The sequence below is a fragment of the Demequina capsici genome, from assembly GCF_032102965.1.
Taxonomy (GTDB): domain Bacteria; phylum Actinomycetota; class Actinomycetes; order Actinomycetales; family Demequinaceae; genus Demequina; species Demequina capsici.
The window spans coordinates 665681-681386 of sequence record NZ_CP134880.1; the positions used below are offsets into that span (position 1 = coordinate 665681).

Sequence of the window (15706 nt, forward strand, 5' to 3'; positions counted from 1 at the left end):
GTATCCGCACCGGTCCCTCAGAGTTGCCGCAGAGCGGCGGCCTCACGCTGGTTCGCCCGATCCAGGCATGGGAACATGGAGAGGAATTCGGACGTTCACCCGATGTGAAGGAGGAGAGGCGATGACCACGGCCACCACCCCTGCCTCGATCGACGATGTCCAGACGCTCCCTGCGGAGCTCACCTGGGAACGGATCGTCGAGGAGCACTCGGGCCGGGTGTACCGCCTGGCCTACCACTTGACCGGCAACCAGCACGACGCCGAGGACCTCACGCAGGACGTCTTCGTCCGCGTCTTCAACTCCCTTTCCCAGTACAAGCCCGGCACGTTCGAGGGCTGGCTGCACCGCATCACCACCAACCTCTTCCTCGACCGCATGCGCCGCAAGAAGCGCATCCGCTTCGACTTCATGGCGGACGACGACTCGTCGGTCGCGACCTCCGACAGCTTCGACAGGCACGAGCGCTCGGGCCAGCCTGAGGACGCCTTCGACATGACGAACCTCGGCGACGACATCGTCGCGGCTCTGGCCGAGCTGCAGCCCGAGTACAGGGCGGCCGTCGTGCTGTCCGACATCGAAGGCCTGTCCTACGAGGAGATCGCCGCCACGCTCGGCATCAAGATGGGAACCGTGCGCTCCCGCCTGTCCCGCGCACGTGCGAAGCTGCGCGAGTCGCTCGCGCATCGCGCCCCAGTCCGAGGCGACGAATGACCTCGAGGCACCTCGGACGATCGATCCACGATCTGCTCGACGGTCGCCTCGACGCCAAGGCCACCGCCGAGGCCATGACGCACCTCGCCGAGTGCGGCGAGTGCGCGACCCGCTACGCGGAGCTCAACGAGGCGCGGGAACGTCTCCACAGCTCCTCGGCGGGAATCGACATCTCCTTCGCGCAGCAGCTGCTCGACCGTCAACGGATGGCGCAGATCGCCGCGCAGGAGGACCCTCATCGTGCTCGAGCAGTCCGGCCGCCTGACCGCAGGCCCGCACTGCTCGTGCTGGGAGCACTGGTCGCGATCGTCGGCGGAGTCGGCGCCGCGTACGTGGCCGGAGCCCCCCAGACGCTGTCCGTCGAGGCTGCGTCGTCCGGCACCGCCGGCGACTCCGCGTCGACGGTGGCGTACCTCCAGTCGCAGGATCTGCAGCAGGAGGACGACCTCTCCGGGTGGGCCGACCCCTTCACGTCGGGCAGCGCGCTGCTGCCGATCGACGCGTCGGTGGTCTCGCTCACGGATGGGACGGAAGGTCTGATCATGACGCTCGTCGCGCACACGGACTCGGTGGTCGTGACGGAGCAGCACGGGCGCCTCGCGTCCGGCTACTCCGAGCTCCCGACCATCGCGCTCGACGGCGTCACGCTTTACGTGGTCTACGGGACCCCCACCCTCCTCGTGTGGGAGACGGGCGGTCTGGTGATCACGGCGTCCTGCGCCGCTTGCGAGGTGTCCACCCTCGTCGACGTCGCGCAGGCGTTCCCGGTCGCCGAGGAGCCAGGGCTCGTCGATCGGATCACTGCAGGCCTTGGCGAGCTCGCCGGTGCGGTCATCGGCTCCGACTGAAAGTGGACTGAAACACCATGAACGACTCCCAGACTCCTGGCGACGGCGTGCCCTCGCAGGACTCTCAGCCGACGTCGCCGTTCGCCTCGCCCTCACCGGCGGGGTCGCAGGACTCGACGCCCGCGGCGCAGACGGAACGCAGCACGGAGCTGCCGACGGCAGATCCCACGGCGCCGCTGCCCACCGCGCCGGAGCCCGCCGCTGCCACGGCTCCTGCCGCAGCGCCGGCACCGGCGCCCTCGATCCCGCCCCTGCCCCCGGCTGCGCAGTCCACGCCGTACGCCGCCTCGGCTGAGCCGGCGCCCGTCGCCACCGCCACCGAGCCGCCCGTCGGCAAGGTGCGGGGCCGCACCATCGCTGCGATCGCCGTCGGCGCGCTCGTCATCGGCGGCGCCGCCGGCTTCGGAGGCGCGGCCCTGCACGACGCCACCTCGAGCGAGAACGGCAGCACGGCCGCTGCGACGCTGCCCGCGTCGACCACCAACACCACCAGCGGCGGGTCCGGCACCCCGACCGCGGACGGCATCGACGTCGTGTCGATCGCGGCGGCGGTGACGCCGTCGGTCGTGTCGATCGAGGTGATCCAGAACGGACAGGTCGCCTCCACCGGCTCCGGCTTCGTCATCCGGGAGGACGGCTACCTCGAGACCAACGCGCACGTCGTCGCCGACTCCGGTGGCACCGTCACCGTGGTCATGTCGGACGGCACGGAGCTCGACGGCACCGTCGTCGGCTCGTCCTCGGAGTACGACCTCGCGGTGGTGCACATCGACAAGACCGGCCTGACCCCGCTGGTGCTCGCGGACTCCGACCAGGTCCAGGTGGGGGAGCCGGTCGTCGCCGTCGGCTCGCCGCTCGGCCTCGAGTCGACCGTGACCACGGGCATCGTGTCCGCGCTCCACCGGCCCGTCACCACGTCGGAGAGCGCGTCGACGGCCTTCGTCGACGCGATCCAGACCGACGCCGCGATCAACCCCGGGAACTCGGGCGGCCCGCTCATCAACGCCGCGGGCGAGGTGATCGGCATCAACTCCGCCATCGCCACCCTGTCCACCACGTCGAGCAGCTCCGGCTCCATCGGCCTGGGCTTCTCCATCACGTCCAACCAGGCGCGACGCACCGCCGAGGAGCTGATCTCCACCGGAGTGGCCACGTATCCGGTCATCGGCGTCATGCTCGACGGCACGTACACCGGTGAGGGCGTGCAGGTGGCGAACACGGCTGACGGCGTGGTCTCCGGAAGCCCGGCGGACCAGGCCGGCATCAAGCCCGGCGACGTGATCACAGCGATCGACGGTCGACCCGTGACGCAGTCCGACGAGCTGGTCGTCGCGATCCGCGCCAAGGCCCCTGGCGACGAGGTGACGCTCACCATCCAGTCAGGCGACTCGACCAAGGACGTCGTGGTGACCCTCGCGGCGAACGACGCCGTCGTCTTCAGCGACAACGGCTCCTCCTCCGGTTCGGGAGGCTCGCTGCCTGAGCCGTCCTCGCCGAGCAACTGACAAGGGGCACAATAGGGACCGTGTTCGACATCAACGGGAGCGAGTTCCTCAACATCGTGGTGCTCGCGATGATCGTGGTGGGTCCCCAACGCCTCCCCGAGTATGCGCAGCAGCTGCGCAGGCTCGCGAAGCAGGCGCGCGACCTCCTGCGTCAGGGTCAGCAGACCTTGACGCAGGAGGTCGGCACCGATGTCGACTGGACGCAGTACGACCCGCGGCAGTACGACCCGCGGCGCATCGTGCGCGAGGCGCTCACCGACGATGCACCGTCGCCCGGCGCTGCGACCACGACGGCGCCCTCGGTGCCCCGTAAGCGTCATCCGCTCGCGCAGCGCAGCGCGTCGGCCCCCTACGACCCTGAGGCGACCTGACGGCGACGTACCGATCACGGTCGGGGCTTTGACACAATGGCCTGCATGAAGCCTCGCGTGTTCTCGGCAATGCAGCCCACCTCGGAGTCCCTCCATCTCGGCAACTACCTTGGCGCGCTGCTGCAGTGGGTGCGGCTGCAGGACACGCACGACGCCATCTACTCCGTCGTGGACCTGCACGCGCTGACCGTCGCACCCGACCCGTCGGTCCTTCGTGACAGGACCCGCCGTACGGCGGCGCAGTACCTGGCCGCAGGCGTGGACCCCGAGCGCTCGCTGCTGTTCGTGCAGTCGCACGTGCCGCAGCACGTCGAGCTGATGTGGATCCTGTCGACGTTCACGGGCATGGGTGAGGCCGGCCGCATGACCCAGTTCAAGGACAAGTCCGCGAAGGTCGGAGAGTCGGGCACCAACGTCGGCCTGTTCACCTACCCCGTCCTCATGGCCGCCGACATCCTCCTGTACGACACGAACGTGGTGCCCGTCGGCGAGGACCAGCGCCAGCATCTTGAGCTCTCCCGCGACCTCGCGCAGCGGCTCAACACGCGCCTGGGCGAAGGCACCGCCGTGATCCCGGAGCCGCACATCGTCAAGGAGGTCGCCAAGATCCAGGACCTCCAGGATCCGACCAAGAAGATGTCCAAGTCGGCCTCGAGCCCCAAGGGCCTCATCGAGATCCTCCAGGAACCCAAGGCGATCGCGAAGAACATCAAGTCGGCGACCACCGACACCGAGACCGTGATCCGCTACGACGAGGACGCGAAGCCGGGCGTCTCCAACCTGCTGCGCATCTACTCCGCGTTCACCGGGCGTGCCGTCGACGCGATCGTCGCCGACTACGAGGGCAAGATGTACGGCCACCTCAAGTCCGACCTGGCCGACGTGGTCGTGGAGGCGCTCACGCCCGTGCACGACTCCGCCATGGAATGGATCGAGTCGCCCGAGCGGTTGGACTCCGTGCTGGCAGACGGCGCCGCCAAGGCGTCGGCCGTCGCGCAGGTCACGCTCGACCGCATCTACGATCGAGTGGGGCTGCTGCCCGCGCTGCATCGCTGACCGCCGCACCAGAGCCGAGGGGGGAGGGAGCCGTCATGGCCCACGAACCTGAGCCCGACGAGCCGGAGGTCGACACCTCCACGCTCGCACTTCGCAAGGGCGAGGTGATGGCACAGGCCAAGGACGCCGCCGCGCGCGGCAGACGTATCAAGGCGTGGTGGGACGGCACGTCCTGGGCCAAGGGCCTCAGGCGGTTCTCGCTCCAGAACGGCGTGGTCCTCTCCGGCGGAATCGCCTACTTCACCCTCGCCTCGGTCGCCGCGGGCGTCGTCGTGGCGACCACGCTCGCCACCGTGTTCCTCGCGGGCAACACGGAGCTGCGCAGCTCGCTCGTCGACTATCTGGCGGGCGCCGTGCCCGGACTCATCGACACGGGTGGCACGGCCGGCCTGATCACCGCCGACGACCTCGGCTCGGGCAGCGCGACCACCATCGCGGGCGTGGTCGGCCTCATCTCCTTCTTCATCCTGATCAACACGGCCACGCGCTTCATCAGAGGCCTGCGCACGAGCATCAGGACCATGCTCGGCGAGGAGTACGCGTCGCCTGTGGTCGGCAAGCTCAAGGACCTCGCCGCGCTCGTGGGACTGCTGCTCATCGCGCTCGTCGGGCTCACCATCCAGGTGGTGGCGACGACCGCCGCCCAGTGGTTCGCCGGGCTGATCGATGTCGCGATGCCGTGGTGGGGGGTGCGCCTCATCGGCGTCGGCGCCGGCGTGATCGCGGACATGCTCTACGTCGCGCTCGCACTGATGGTGCTGGGAGGCGCGCGGTGGTCGCTCCGGCTCGTGTGGATCATCCTGGTGGCGGCGCTGTCGATCGGCGTGCTGCGCATCGGCGTCAGCTACGTGGTGAGCGGCGCGACCGAGAGCGCGGTCCTCGTGCCGTTCGCTGCCGCGATCACGCTCCTGGTGTTCGTCGACTACGTGAACAGGATCATCCTGATGTGCGCTGCCTGGCTCGGCGCGCATCACGTGGAGTCCGAGGTGGGGCAGGCCCACCATGCGGATATGGAGGACGATGCATGGGAGGTTGTCGAGGGGCGACGCGCGGGTCGGATCGGCGTCACGACGGCTCGGGCGGCCGTGAAGCGCCCGGTGTCGTAGGCGCGCCCGCCCCTCCGGGTGAACCAGTGTCGGTTCTGGCGGCTCGCCGCTTGCGAGGGGTGGCTCAGTGACGCGGCAGAGCGCCGGGCGGCACACGGTCACCCGTCAGATGCAGTGACCTCTCAGAACCGACACTGGTTCACCCGGATCGGGGACGGGTGCGGGTGAGGGTGACGGTCAGATCTCGCCGGTGTTGAGAGCCTTCTTCACCTCGGAGATCGCCTTTGTCACCTCGATGCCGCGCGGGCACGCCTCGGTGCAGTTGAACGCCGTGCGGCACTTCCACACGCCGGCCTTGTCGTTGAGGATCTCCAGGCGATCCCACTGGCCCTCGTCGCGCGAGTCGAAGATGAACCGGTGCGCGCCCACGATCGCCTGGGGGCCGAAGAACTGGCCGTCGGTCCAGAACACCGGGCACGCGGAGGTGCAGGCCGCGCACATGATGCACTTGGTCGTGTCGTCGTAGCGCTCGCGCTCCGCGGGGGTCTGCAGGCGCTCGCGCTCCGGCGCGGGGCCGCTCGTCATGAGGAACGGCATGATCTCGCGGTAGGAGGCGAAGAACGGCTCCATGTCCACGATCAGGTCCTTCTCCACCGGCAACCCCTTGATCGGCTCGATCAGGATCGGCTTCGCCGGGTTGAGGTCCTTGAGCAGCGTCTTGCAGGCCAGACGGTTGCGGGCGTTGATCCGCATCGCGTCTGATCCGCACACGCCGTGCGCGCAGGAGCGACGGAACGCGAGCGAGCCGTCCACGTCCCACTTGACCTTGTGCAGGGCGTCGAGCACACGGTCGGTGGCGTGGGCCTGGATCCGGAACTCCTCCCAGTACTCCTCGCCTGCGCCGTGCTCGGAGGTGCCCTCCGGGTTCATGCGGCGGATGCGCAGCGTCACCTCGAAGGAGGGGACCTCGCCTGCGGGCGTCGATGCTTCGGCGGTCGCGGTCATGTCTTCCTCCTTCTCAGTACTTTCGTTCCATCGGCTCGTACTTCGTGACCACGACGGGCTTGTAGTCGAGCCGGAGCTCCTCACCGCCGTAGACCATGGTGTGGACCATGAACCTCTCGTCGTCGCGGGTGGGGAAGTCCTCGCGGTAGTGGCCGCCTCGTGACTCCTCGCGGTTGAGGGCGCCGAGCGTGACCACCTCGGCCAGCTCGAGCAGGAAGCTCAGCTCCAGTGCCTCCAGCAGGTCCGTGTTGTAGCGCTTGCCGCGGTCATGGATCGCGATTCCTGCGTACCGCTGCTTCAATGCTGCGATGTCGTCACGCGCGGTGGTCAGGGACTCCGCATCGCGGAACACCTGGACGTTGCGGTCCATCGTGGCCTGCAGCTCGCGTCGCAGCTGCGCCACAGACTCCGCGTCGGAGGAGCCCACGGTGCTGCGCAGACGCTCGACTGTCTCGAGGAGCGGCGCGGCGGCGGACTCGTCCAGCGGTGCCGCCTCGGCGGTCGCGAGCGCGTGCTCCGCCGCGGCGATGCCCGCTCGGCGGCCGAACACGTTGATGTCAAGCAGCGAGTTGGTGCCCAGACGGTTCGCGCCGTGCACGGAGACACAGGCGCACTCGCCGGCCGCGTAGAGGCCCTTCACCTTGTCGGTGTTGTTGCGCAGCACCTCGCCGTGGACGTTGGTGGGGATGCCGCCCATCGCGTAGTGCGCCGTCGGGTAGACGGGCACCGGCTCCGTGTAGGGCTCGACGCCCAGGTAGGTGCGAGCGAACTCGGTGATGTCAGGCAGCTTCGCGTCGATGTGCGCGGGCTCCAGATGCGTGAGGTCCAGCAGCACGTAGTCCTTGTGGGGACCGCAGCCACGTCCCTCGCGCACCTCGTTGGCCATGGCGCGGGCCACCATGTCGCGCGGCGCCAGGTCCTTGATGGTAGGCGCGTATCGCTCCATGAAGCGCTCGCCCTCGCTGTTGCGCAGGATGCCGCCCTCACCACGCGCGGCCTCCGACAGCAGGATGCCCAGGCCCGCGAGGCCTGTCGGGTGGAACTGGAAGAACTCCATGTCCTCGAGCGGCAGGCCCGCGTTGAACGCGATCGCCATGCCGTCGCCGGTGAGCGTGTGTGCGTTGGAGGTGGTCTTGAAGACCTTCCCGGCGCCCCCCGTCGCGAAGATCACGGACTTCCCGCGGAACGTGTGGATCTCCCCGGTCGCGAGCTCGTAGGCGACGACGCCGGCGACCGACACGTCGTCACCGCTCGGGGTCGACTGCGGGTCCTTGTCGAGGATCAGGTCGAGCACGTAGAACTCGTTGAAGAACTCGACCTCCTGCTTCACGCACTGCTGGTACAGCGTCTGCAGGATCATGTGCCCGGTGCGGTCTGCCGAGTAGCAGGCACGACGCACGGCGGCCTCGCCGTGGTTGCGGGTGTGGCCGCCGAATCGGCGCTGATCCACGTGGCCGTCCTCGGTGCGGTTGAACGGCAGCCCCATGTTCTCGAGGTCAAGCACGGCCTGGATGGCCTCGTTGCACAGGATCTCCGCGGCGTCCTGGTCCACCAGGTAGTCGCCGCCCTTGATCGTGTCGAATGTGTGCCACTCGGCGTTGTCGTCCTCGACGTTGCTGAGCGCCGCCGCGATGCCGCCCTGGGCGGCGCCCGTGTGCGAGCGGGTCGGGTAGAGCTTCGAGATCACCGCGGTGCGCGCCCGCGTGGAGCTCTCGAGGGCGGCACGCATGCCGGCGCCACCGGCGCCGACGATGACGACGTCGTACTCGTGAAGGGTCATCGAATTTCCTCGCAAGATCAGCCAGCGACGCTGGCGCAGAAGCCGGGCAGCAGGGACGGGTCGGCGTCGACGGGACACGGGTCGAAGGTCCAGATCACCAGCGAGCCGAGGACGATGACGGCCACCACCGCCACGCCCAGCACGCTGTGCAGCACCTTGCGCGTGGTCGTCCTGTGAGCGTAGTCGTTGATCAGCAGCCGCATCCCGTTGCCGCCGTGGATCAGCGCGAGCACCAGCATCAGGAAGTCCGCGACCTGCCAGTACCAGGCCGCCCACTTGCCGGCGACGAAGGCGAAGTCGATCTGGCTGACGCCCTCGCCGAGCACCAGGTTGACGATGAGGTGCGTGAAGATCAGCAGCATCAGGATCGCGCCGGAGATGCGCATGAACATCCACGACCACCGCTCAGCGTTGTGGCGCATGCGACCGGTGCGGATCCGCTCGTGAGGGGCGGAGAGCTGGGGGGCGGTCATCATGCACCTCCGAAGACGCTCATGAGGTGGCGCGGCAGGAATCCTGCCATCAGCACGACGAAGATGATCCAGACCGCCCACGCGAGCTTCTTCTGATGGCGCAGGGCCCACGTGGAGTTGTCCACCGCGATGATGCGCAGCCCGTTGAAGGCGTGCAGGACGATCGCGGCGACGAGCCCCGCCTCGACAAGCCCGTACAGCGGGGTCTTGTAGCTTCCGATCACCTCGTTGTACGCCTCCGGCGACACCCTCACGAGCGCCGTGTCGGTCACGTGGATGAGCAGGAAGAAGAAGATGGCCACGCCGGTGGATCTGTGGATGAGCCACATCCACATGCCTTCGTGACCGCGGTAGAGCGTCGGTGCGGGGGACACTGCCATCCCTTCGTCGTTGATGGATGAACTGATTTTCATCCTAGTCTGGGACCTGTGACCCAAGCGACACCCCGATCACGCGCCATCGACGACCTCGTGGCCATCGTTCCTGCGGGAGGCGTCGGCTCGCGCCTGTGGCCTCTGTCGCAGCCTCATCGGCCCAAGTTCCTCCTGGACCTGCTCGGCACGGGGAGCACCCTGATCCAGGACACGGTGACGCGGCTTTCGGAGCTCACCGACGAGGTCTACATCGTCACCGGCGCCAGGCACGCCGACGCGGTCGCGGAGCAGGTGCCGACGGTGCCCGCGGAGCGGCTCATCGCTGAGCCGAGCCCACGCGACTCGATGGCGGCCATCGCGCTCGCCGCGGCGGTCGTCGAGCACCGCCGCGGTCCGTCCGTGGTCGGCTCCTTCGCTGCCGACCACGTCATCACCGAGGCCGAGGCGTTCGCCGAGGCCGTCGCGACCGCGGTCGAGGCCGCGCGCACGGGCATGATCGTCACCATCGGCATCGAGCCGACCGAGCCGTCGAGCGCGTTCGGCTACATCCGCCAGGGCGAGCCGCTCGCCGGTGTGGAGGGGGCGCTTCAGGTGGTCGCCTTCACCGAGAAGCCCGACGCTGAGACCGCCCAGACCATGCTCGCGGACGGCGGCTACGTGTGGAACGCCGGCATGTTCGTGGTGCGCACCGACGTGCTGCTGGGGCACCTGGAACGGCTCCAGCCCGCGATCGCCGCGGGGGCGCGCGCGCTCGCGGCCGCATGGGACGGTCCCGACCGTGCGGAGGCGCTCGAGCGGATCTGGCCCACGCTGACGCGGATCGCGATCGACCACGCCATCGCCGAGCCGGTGGCGCTCGAGGGCGGCGTGGCGGTGGTTCCCGCGTCGCTCGGCTGGCACGACATCGGCGACTACGACTCGCTCGCCTCGATGCTCACGCCCTCGGACGACGGCGTCATCGCGATCGGGTGCGCGGCTCCCGTCGGCCTGGTGAGGTCGACAGGCGCGCTCGTGGTCGGGGGGACCAGGCCCGTCGCGATCGTGGGGCTGGACGACGCGGTGGTCGTGGAGACGGACGAGGCCCTGCTCGTCACCACCAGGCAGGCGGCGCAGGCCGTCAAGGATGCGGGCGCGGCCGTCGCACGCGACTGATCTGCGTCCCGGTGCCGGATCGTGACCGATTCGTTGCACAAGGCGCTCTTCCTGGCAGGTTCCTGAAACAATTCGCGCGTAGGGTGTTTGGCGACGCTCAGCCTGGCGTCACTCTGGCCAGACACAGTGAGGAACCACCACTCATGAAGAACACCCTGCGCTTCGGCGCGGTCGCCGCGGTTGGCGCTCTTGCGCTCGTGGCCTGCTCGTCGGCTCCCGAGGAGACCGGCGCGACCGCCTCCGATTCCGCCGCTGCCACCGCCTCGTACAAGGCGTGCATGGTCTCCGACGCCGGCGGCTTCGACGACGCCTCGTTCAACCAGGCCGGTTACGAGGGACTGCAGACCGTCGCCGCCGACCTCGGCATCCAGTACAACTCGGCGCAGTCGACCTCGGACGCCGACTACGCGCCCAACATCGCCGCGATGATCGCCGACGGCTGCGACCTCACCATCACCGTGGGCTTCCTGCTTGCCGACGCGACGGCTGAGGCCGCCGCCGCGAACCCCGACTCGGACTTCGCGATCATCGACAACACGTACGAGACCCCGATCGACAACGTGAAGCCGCTGACCTTCGAGACGGACGAGGCTGCGTTCCTCGCGGGCTACGGCGCCGCAGCCGCCACCAAGACCGGCATCGTCGCCACCTTCGGCGGCATGCAGATCCCGACCGTCACCATCTTCATGGACGGCTTCCTGGACGGCGTGAACTACTACAACGAGCAGAAGGGCACCAGCGTCAAGGTCCTGGGCTGGGACGGCACGAACGGCTCGTTCGCCGACAGCTTCGACGACACGACCAAGGGCCAGTCGCTCTCGCAGGGCTTCATCGACCAGGGTGCGGACATCATCATGCCCGTCGCCGGTCCGGTGGGTCAGGGCACCCTCGCCGCAGCGAAGGCCGCAGGTGCGCCCGGCAACATCTGGGTCATCGGCGTCGACTCCGACTGGACGCTTACGCAGGGCGCCGTGGACCCCGACTACCCCAGCTACGTCCTGACCTCGGTCATGAAGCAGATGGGACCGGCCGTGTACCAGGTCGTCTCCGAGGCCGCGGCTGGCAACTACTCCGCTGACCCGTACGTCGGCACGCTCGAGAACGACGGCGTCGGCCTCCCGGGCTGGGCCGCGGGCACGCTCGACGACGCCACCCTGGCCGAGATCGACACGATCAAGGCAGGCATCATCGACGGCTCCATCGCGCCGTAACAAACCCTGTCGGACCAGGTCCGACGCGAGGGGCGCGCTGCTTGGACGCGGCGCGCCCCTCGTGCTTGACTGACCCTGTGCGCGGCCCCGGCGCGGGGCGTGCGCGGGACACCTTCGAAAGGCAGTGACGAGTGAGACTCGAACTGAAGGGGATCACCAAGCGCTTCGGCACCTTCACCGCGAACGACGCCATCGACCTGGTCGTCGAGTCCGGGACGGTGCATGCGCTCCTTGGAGAGAACGGCGCCGGCAAGTCGACGCTGATGAATGTGCTGTTCGGGCTCTACGACGCGGACGAGGGGCAGATCCTGCTCGACGGCGCGCCCGCGGACTTCGACGGCCCTGGCGATGCGATGGCCGCAGGCATCGGCATGGTGCACCAGCACTTCATGCTCGTGCCGCCCTTCAGCGTCGCTGAGAACGTCATGCTCGGCCACGAGCAGGTGACCGGGCCTGCGAAGCTGCTCGACATCGACGCGGCCAGGGCCAAGGTCAAGGAGATCTCCGACCGTTTCAAGTTCGACGTGGACCCTGACGCGATCATCGAGGATCTGCCCGTCGGAGCCCAGCAGCGGGTCGAGATCATCAAGGCGCTGTCGCGCGACGCGAAGGTCCTGATCCTCGACGAGCCCACCGCCGTGCTCACCCCGCAGGAGACGGACGAGCTCCTCGCGATCGTCAAGGACCTGCGCGACTCCGGCACCGCCGTGGTGCTGATCACCCACAAGCTCCGCGAGGTCCAGGCCGTCGCCGACACCATCACCGTCATCCGCCGCGGCAAGGTCGTCGGCACGGCCGCGCCCACAGCCTCGCAGGAGGAGCTCGCGTCCCTGATGGTCGGCCGCGATGTCTCCATGACCGTGGACAAGACGCCGGCCAAGCCTGGCAAGGTCGTGCTGCGCGTCGACGACATGTCGGTCGTCGACCCTGAGGGCATCGCACGTCTCAAGCACGTGTCCTTCGACGTGCGCGCGGGAGAGATCCTCGCGATCGCCGGAGTCCAGGGCAACGGCCAGACCGAGCTCACCGAGGCTCTGCTCGGCGTCATCCCCACCACGAGCGGCATCGCGCTGCTCGACAACGAGATCATCACCGGCATGTCGATCAAGGACGTGCTGATGTCCGGCATGGGCTTCGTCCCTGAGGACCGGACCGAGGACGGGCTCGTCGCGGACTTCACCATCGCGAACAACCTGATCCTCGACCTGCACGACAAGGAGCCTTACTCGAAGGGCCTCGCCCTGCGGCCCAAGGTCATCGAGGAGCAGGCGGTCAGGCACGTCGAGCAGTTCGACATCCGCACCACCTCGGTGGAGGCGACCGCAGGATCGCTCTCGGGCGGCAATCAGCAGAAGGTGGTGCTCGCACGCGAGCTGTCACGGTCGCTGAAGCTGCTCATCGCGTCCCAGCCGACACGTGGACTCGACGTCGGCTCGATCGAGTTCGTCCACAAGCGCATCATCGCCGAGCGCGATGCGGGCGCGGCCGTCATCATCGTCAGCTCTGAGCTTGACGAGGTCCTGGCCCTCGCCGACCGCATCGCGGTCATGTATCACGGTCAGATCGTGGGCATCGTGCCCCCCGACACGGATCGCGACACCCTCGGCCTCATGATGGCCGGAGCCCACACGGAGGAGGCGGCGTGAGCGCCGAGGCAGTGCAGAAGGGCGACGGCGCCCCCACCGAGGAGGGCCGCGACTGGCGCGGCCTGCTGCGCGAGATCACGGAGAGCTCGTGGCTCGTCGTGCTGCTCGCGGTCGTCGCGTCGCTCGTGATCGGCGCGATCCTCATCATCTTCGCGGACCCCGACGTCGACGCGGCGGCCAAGTACTTCTTCGCCCGTCCCATGGACACCATCAGCGCCGCGTGGAACGCGGTCTTCAGCGCCTATGACGCCATGTTCCGTGGCTCGGTGTGGAACTACACCGCGGACTCGTTCTCCCAGCAGCTGAGGCCGTTGACCGAGACCCTCACGATCGCGACGCCCCTGATCTTCGCGGGCCTCGGCCTCGGCATGGGCTTCCGTGCGGGCCTGTTCAACATCGGTGCGCAGGGGCAGATCATCATGGGCGCCATGCTCGGCGGCTGGGTCGGGTTCGCGTGGCATCTGCCCGCCGGCCTGCACCTGCTCGTCGCGGTGCTCGCCACGATCCTCGGCGGCGCGCTCTGGGGCTTCATCCCCGGTCTCCTGAAGGCCAAGACAGGCGCGCACGAGGTGATCGTGACGATCATGCTCAACTACGTCGCCGCGAACCTGCTGGCGTACGCGCTCAGCACCGACGCCTTCCAGCGTCCCGGGTCCGACAACCCGCAGTCGCCGATCATCGACACGACAGCGCAGTACCCGCTGATCCTCGGCTCCAGCTACCGCCTGCACCTCGGCTTCCTGCTGGCGATCGCCGCCGCATTCGGGGTCTGGTGGCTCATGGAGCGCTCCACCTGGGGCTTCCGCTTCCGCGCAGTCGGTGCGAACCCGCGAGCGGCACGCACCGCAGGCATGAACGTGTCGTTCGGCATCATCGCGGTGATGACGATCGCGGGTGCGCTCGCAGGCCTCGCCGGCTCCGCGCAGATCCTCGGCACCGAGAAGACCCTCACCGCAGGCATCGCCGGCTCCTTCGGGTTCGACGCGATCACGGTGGCGCTGCTCGGCCGCTCGCGTCCCTTCGGCACCGTCCTCGCGGGTCTCCTGTTCGGCGCCTTCCGTGCGTCAGGTCCCACGCTGCAGGTCGCGGCGGGGCTGCCCGTCGACATCGTGCTGATCCTCCAGTCGCTGATCGTCCTGTTCATCGCGGCGCCGCCGCTGGTGCGGTTCCTGTTCCGACTCCCCACCCCCACGAACGAGAAGGTGGTGACGGCGTGACCGCAACACTTGAGACCCCGCAGACCCGGCAGCCCGAGCCGGAGATCGAGGCGGCGCCCAGCTGGCGCATGCCGATCGGTCTGGGCGTCGTCGGGCTGATCGCGTTCATCATCTTCGGGCTCGGCACGCCGGGCGGCACCTCCACGACCTTCGTGGTCTCGCGCACGCAGGACGCGATCCAGATCCCGTCGTGGACCCTGCCCGCGCAGCCGTTCGCCATCCTCTTCACCATCTGCGCCCTGCTGCTCGCAGGCGTGTCCGCATGGGGTGTCGCCACGCGACGCAAGCTCGGCACCTGGCTGCCGATCCTGTACGGCCTGGCTGTCATCGCCGCGGTCCTCGTATGGGCCGGCGCGGGGAAGTCCAGCACCTCGATCCAGGTGACGGGCCTGCTCATCGGGGCTCTGGTCCTCGCGACGCCGCTCGTGTTCGGCGCGCTCGCCGGCGTGGTCTGCGAGCGCTCCGGCATCGTGAACATCGCCATCGAGGGCCAGCTGCTCGCGGGGGCGTTCATGGCGGCGCTCGTCGCCGGAGCCGCGACCTCCATGACCGGCTCGGCGACCGTCGGCGCGTATGCGGGCCTGATCGCCGCGCCCGTCGCGGGTGCGTTCCTCGGCGTGCTGCTGAGCCTGTTCGCGGTCCGGTACTGGGTGGACCAGATCGTCGTCGGCGTGGTCCTCAACGTGCTCGCCGTCGGCCTCACGAACTTCTTCTACGGCACCGTCATGAAGACGAACCCGGACCTCAACCGAGCCATCGGCCTTCCCGACCTGCCGATCCCGCTGCTGTCCGACATCCCCGTCGTCGGCCCGGTCCTGTTCGACCAGAACCTGCTCGTGTACCTCATGTACGGGCTCGTCGTCGTGCTCAACGTCATGCTGTTCAAGTCCCGCTGGGGCCTTCGCGTGCGGGCGGTCGGCGAGCACCCCAAGGCCGCCGACACCGTCGGCATCAAGGTCAACCGGACCCGCGTGCGCAACACGATCCTCGGCGGCGCGATCGCCGGTCTGGGCGGCGCGTTCTTCACGGTCGCCTCCGGTCTCGCGTTCAACAAGGAGATGACGGGTGGCAAGGGCTACATCGCGCTCGCCGCGATGATCCTGGGCCGGTGGAGCCCCAAGGGTGCGCTCGCCGCGGCGGTGCTCTTCGGATTCGCCGACTCGCTGCGCGAGCAGTTCGGGATCATCGGCACGTCGATCCCCTCCCAGTTCCTGGCGATGCTGCCGTACCTCGCGACGATCTTCGCCGTCGCCGGGCTCGTGGGCCACGTGCGCCCGCCGGCCGCCGAGAACATCCCCTACAAGAAGTAG

At 68.7% G+C, this 15706-nt stretch carries 15 protein-coding genes; 11 read left to right on the forward strand and 4 right to left on the reverse strand.

All coding sequences use genetic code 11. The annotated features are described in order from the left end of the window. Positions 1–121: 121 nt before the first annotated feature. From sigE to RN607_RS03250, 6 genes are read left to right on the forward strand one after another with little or no spacing between them, the layout of a single operon-like run. The gene (gene sigE / locus RN607_RS03225; RefSeq protein ID WP_313499832.1) at positions 122–712 is read left to right on the forward strand and encodes an RNA polymerase sigma factor SigE; all 591 of its coding nucleotides are present in this window, start codon (positions 122–124) and stop codon (positions 710–712) included. Continuing rightward, on the forward strand, positions 709–1560 hold the full coding sequence (locus tag RN607_RS03230) for an anti-sigma factor family protein (protein ID WP_313499834.1): 852 nt from the start codon (positions 709–711) through the stop codon (positions 1558–1560). The genes sigE and RN607_RS03230 overlap by 4 nt, the downstream gene beginning before the upstream one ends. Before the next feature lie 17 nt (positions 1561–1577). Beyond that, a complete protein-coding gene (locus tag RN607_RS03235; protein WP_313544297.1) occupies positions 1578–3065 on the forward strand; it encodes a S1C family serine protease in 1488 nt (495 codons plus the stop codon). 20 nt (positions 3066–3085) lie between these two features. Next, a complete protein-coding gene (locus RN607_RS03240; protein ID WP_313544299.1) occupies positions 3086–3436 on the forward strand; it encodes a twin-arginine translocase TatA/TatE family subunit in 351 nt (116 codons plus the stop codon). Positions 3437–3472: 36 nt separating this feature from the next. Further along, positions 3473–4492, forward strand: coding sequence for a tryptophan--tRNA ligase (trpS, locus tag RN607_RS03245; protein ID WP_313544301.1), 1020 nt, complete (start codon positions 3473–3475; stop codon positions 4490–4492). Between the two features lie 35 nt (positions 4493–4527). Beyond that, positions 4528–5598 (forward strand): YihY/virulence factor BrkB family protein, encoded by a 1071-nt coding sequence (locus RN607_RS03250; RefSeq protein ID WP_313544303.1) that lies wholly within the window; start codon positions 4528–4530, stop codon positions 5596–5598. Positions 5599–5775: 177 nt separating this feature from the next. Here the strand turns inward: RN607_RS03250 and RN607_RS03255 are convergent, their stop codons facing one another. Genes RN607_RS03255 through sdhC form a run of 4 tightly spaced genes read right to left on the reverse strand, consistent with a single transcriptional unit; the run spans position 5776 to position 9176 of the window. Further along, positions 5776–6543 carry a succinate dehydrogenase iron-sulfur subunit gene (locus RN607_RS03255; RefSeq protein ID WP_313499843.1) on the reverse strand — a complete coding sequence of 256 codons (768 nt, stop codon included), beginning with the start codon at positions 6541–6543 and terminating at the stop codon, positions 5776–5778. 13 nt (positions 6544–6556) lie between these two features. Then, a complete protein-coding gene (gene sdhA, locus RN607_RS03260) occupies positions 6557–8323 on the reverse strand; it encodes a succinate dehydrogenase flavoprotein subunit (protein ID WP_313544305.1) in 1767 nt (588 codons plus the stop codon). A gap of 17 nt (positions 8324–8340) precedes the next feature. Further along, a complete protein-coding gene (locus RN607_RS03265) occupies positions 8341–8799 on the reverse strand; it encodes a succinate dehydrogenase hydrophobic membrane anchor subunit (protein WP_376784225.1) in 459 nt (152 codons plus the stop codon). Beyond that, positions 8796–9176 carry a succinate dehydrogenase, cytochrome b556 subunit gene (gene sdhC, locus RN607_RS03270; RefSeq protein ID WP_313499847.1) on the reverse strand — a complete coding sequence of 127 codons (381 nt, stop codon included), beginning with the start codon at positions 9174–9176 and terminating at the stop codon, positions 8796–8798. The genes RN607_RS03265 and sdhC overlap by 4 nt, the downstream gene beginning before the upstream one ends. Positions 9177–9224: 48 nt before the next feature. On the opposite strand from sdhC, the gene RN607_RS03275 reads away from it, so the two are divergent. From RN607_RS03275 to RN607_RS03295, 5 genes are all read left to right on the forward strand, one after another. Continuing rightward, the gene (locus RN607_RS03275) at positions 9225–10322 is read left to right on the forward strand and encodes a mannose-1-phosphate guanylyltransferase (RefSeq protein ID WP_313544307.1); all 1098 of its coding nucleotides are present in this window, start codon (positions 9225–9227) and stop codon (positions 10320–10322) included. A 143-nt stretch (positions 10323–10465) separates the two neighbouring features. Further along, the gene (locus RN607_RS03280) at positions 10466–11533 is read left to right on the forward strand and encodes a BMP family lipoprotein (RefSeq protein ID WP_313544309.1); all 1068 of its coding nucleotides are present in this window, start codon (positions 10466–10468) and stop codon (positions 11531–11533) included. 131 nt (positions 11534–11664) lie between these two features. Further along, entirely contained in the window at positions 11665–13179 is a 1515-nt protein-coding gene (locus RN607_RS03285; RefSeq protein ID WP_313544311.1) for an ABC transporter ATP-binding protein, read from the forward strand. Then, positions 13176–14396, forward strand: a complete 1221-nt coding sequence (locus tag RN607_RS03290; RefSeq protein WP_376784226.1) for an ABC transporter permease — start codon at positions 13176–13178, stop codon at positions 14394–14396. The genes RN607_RS03285 and RN607_RS03290 overlap by 4 nt, the downstream gene beginning before the upstream one ends. Next, the gene (locus RN607_RS03295) at positions 14393–15706 is read left to right on the forward strand and encodes an ABC transporter permease (protein WP_313544313.1); all 1314 of its coding nucleotides are present in this window, start codon (positions 14393–14395) and stop codon (positions 15704–15706) included. The genes RN607_RS03290 and RN607_RS03295 overlap by 4 nt, the downstream gene beginning before the upstream one ends.